This is a genomic window from Streptomyces sp. NPDC058086, assembly GCF_042885015.1.
Classification (GTDB): domain Bacteria; phylum Actinomycetota; class Actinomycetes; order Streptomycetales; family Streptomycetaceae; genus Streptomyces.
The window spans coordinates 1-2,526 of the sequence record NZ_JBHVST010000264.1 but is presented as its reverse complement, the minus strand read 5'-3'; the positions used below and the strand labels follow the sequence as shown (position 1 = coordinate 2,526).

At 72.2% G+C, this 2,526-nt stretch carries 2 protein-coding genes and 1 pseudogene; all 3 read right to left on the bottom strand.

Annotated elements, in window-relative coordinates:
• Positions 1-784: pseudogene (locus ACFVWD_RS58085) on the bottom strand (1,4-alpha-glucan branching enzyme); the annotation flags it as partial.
• Positions 785-843: 59 nt separating this feature from the next.
• The gene (locus tag ACFVWD_RS58080) at positions 844-2,325 is read right to left on the bottom strand and encodes a maltokinase (RefSeq protein ID WP_389607253.1); all 1,482 of its coding nucleotides are present in this window, start codon (positions 2,323-2,325) and stop codon (positions 844-846) included.
• A gap of 66 nt (positions 2,326-2,391) precedes the next feature.
• Positions 2,392-2,526, bottom strand: a 135-nt coding sequence (locus ACFVWD_RS58075; RefSeq protein ID WP_389607255.1) for an alpha-glucosidase C-terminal domain-containing protein, incomplete at its 5' end; no start/stop codon positions are given.

Below are 2,526 nucleotides of genomic sequence, written 5' to 3'. Positions count from 1 at the left end.
ACGAGGGCAGGTGGACCTCGTACACCGACAACGGCGCCTCGTGCACCGGACGGGCCCCCCGCCCCGCCATCCACTCCGCGTCCGTCCACACGTGGGACGACTCCGTGACGATCGAGGCGGTCGCCGGGGGCACCTCGGTGCGGCGGGCCATCGGGTCGGCGCGCATCGTGTGCGTACCGTCGGGCCGGGTGATGTCGAACTTGTACGGCGTTCCCTCGCCTATGCCGGGCAGGAACAACTCCCAGACACCCGTGGAACCGAGCGATCGCATGGGGTAGGCGGTGCCGTCCCAGTGGCAGAAGTCCCCGCAGACCCTGACCCCCTGGGCGTTGGGTGCCCAGACCGTGAAGCGGGTGCCGGTCACGCCCTGGTGGGTCATGGGATGCGCCCCGAGCGCCCGCCACAGCTCCTCGTGGCGTCCCTCGCCGATCAGATGGAGATCGACCTCGCCCAGCGCGGGCAGGAAGCGATACGGATCCTGTACCTCGGACTCGTGGCTCGCGTACGTCACCGACAGCACGTACTCGGGGATCGTGTCGAGCGACAGGACGCCCGAGAAGAGGCCGTCGCCGGCTCCCCGTAGCTCCGTGCGTCGGCCGTCCACCACCACCGCGACGGCCTCGGCGTACGGTCGTAGCACGCGGAACACGACGCCGCCCGGCACCGGGTGCGCGCCGAGCAGCGCGTGCGGATCGTGGTGGGCGCCCGACATCAGGCGCGCGCGGTCCGTCGCGTCCAGCGCGGCTACCGGCCTGGTGCCAACGGCGGTGGTGTGAACTGCCACGGCTTCAGCCTCCTCGGGGAAAGCGGTGGGGCGGATGGATCCTGGGCTCCGGAGCGTCGTCAAAGGCGTTCAGCGGGACGTTCGACGCGATGTTCGGCGTGATGGCCGGTTGGACGGTGGGCAAGACGGTGGGCAGGACGCTCGGTGGGGTGTGCGTCACGCCGTTCCCCCGCGGCTCCGGCGAGGCGCCCGACCGCCGCCATCGGGACCGGCAGCCAGCCGGGCCGGTGCCTCGCCTCGTACAGCACCTCGTACACGGCCCTGTCGGTCTCGTACGCGCGCAGCAGTTCGGGCTCCTCGCGCGGGTCCCACGCGGCCGCGGCGGCGTACCCCGCGCAGAAGGCCTCCCGGCAGCGCTGCGCCCACTCGGGGCGCCACGGGTGGCGGGAGCGCGCGGCGTAGTCGAAGGAGCGCAGCATGCCCGCGACATCGCGTACGGGGGACTGGAGGCGTCGGCGCTCGGTGAGCGGACGGCCCGGCTCGCCCTCGAAGTCGATGACGGACCACTGCCGCCCGGCCCGCAGCACCTGCCCCAGGTGGAGGTCGCCGTGAATCCGCTGCGCCGGCCGTATCGCCGCGTCGAGCGCCGCGAGCGCGTCGAACGCCGACCGCAGCCCGGCCGCGTACGGCCGGAGTTCGGGCACGGAGCGGGCCGTGGTGTCGAGCCGTTCACTCATCGCGGCCGCGAGTTGCCGGTGCTGCAAGGGACTGGGTGCTCGTACGGGGAACGCCGCCGCCAGCGCCACATGTATCTCGGCGGTGGCCCGGCCGAGTTCGTATGCCTCCTCGGTGAACTCCCCGCCGGAGGTGAGCGATTGGAGCGCCAGGGTCCAGCCGTCGGAGGCGTCGCGCAGGAACGGCTGGAGCACCCCGAGTGTCGCCTCCCGCGGCTGCGAGGTGCCGAACCACGCCGCGGGGGCGGGTACGCGGGTGCAGCCCTGCCGGGCCAGCGCCCAGGGCACCTCCAGGTCGGGGTTGATGCCCGGCTGGACACGGCGGAAGACCTTCAGGATGAAGGAGTTCCCGTACACGAGGGAGGAGTTCGACTGCTCGGTGTCGAGGAGCCGGGGGGTGAGACCGCAGGGGACCGTCACCTGGGGATCCCGCTCGAAGAGCAGCGGTCCCGCCGCCCCGGGCGTGCGCAGTCGTTCCAGGAGCAGACCCGCCGCGTTGGGATCGTGGAAGGCGTCGTACACGCTGAGGTCGGCCAGGGGGCCCGCGCTCGGGCGGCCTATGAAGGCGGGGGCGAGTCGGGGTGGCAGAACCTCGCGTGCGCCGAGCAGGAGCTGGTAGCAGTCGTCGGGCGGGGGAGTGCCGGGACCTTCGTGGTCGGAGCCGCCGAGGTGTTCGGTGCGTATCAGAAGATGCAGGCAGCCCGGGTACAGCTCGGTCGACGACACCACGCTCAGACCGGTGACGGGGTGGCCCTTGCCCGCGAACCAGCGCTGCCGCGGCAGCCATTGCCGCAGCAGTTCGGCGAGCGAGGTGAGCAGCGCGGCGGGGGCATGGCTGCCCGGACGGTGCAACGCGGTCTTCGGCATGGCGACACGTCCTTTCAGAGGCAAGCGATCTTTGACGGGCACACGATCAAGCGCGATCACGTGCGGTCAGGATCGCCTGGCGGTGCCGGGGGCGATCGCGCGTCGCAGCCGGAACCAGTAGAAGCCGTGGCCCGCGAGGGTGAGCAAGTACGGCAGCTCTCCGATGGCCGGGAATCGCACCCCGCCGATGAGCTCGACCGG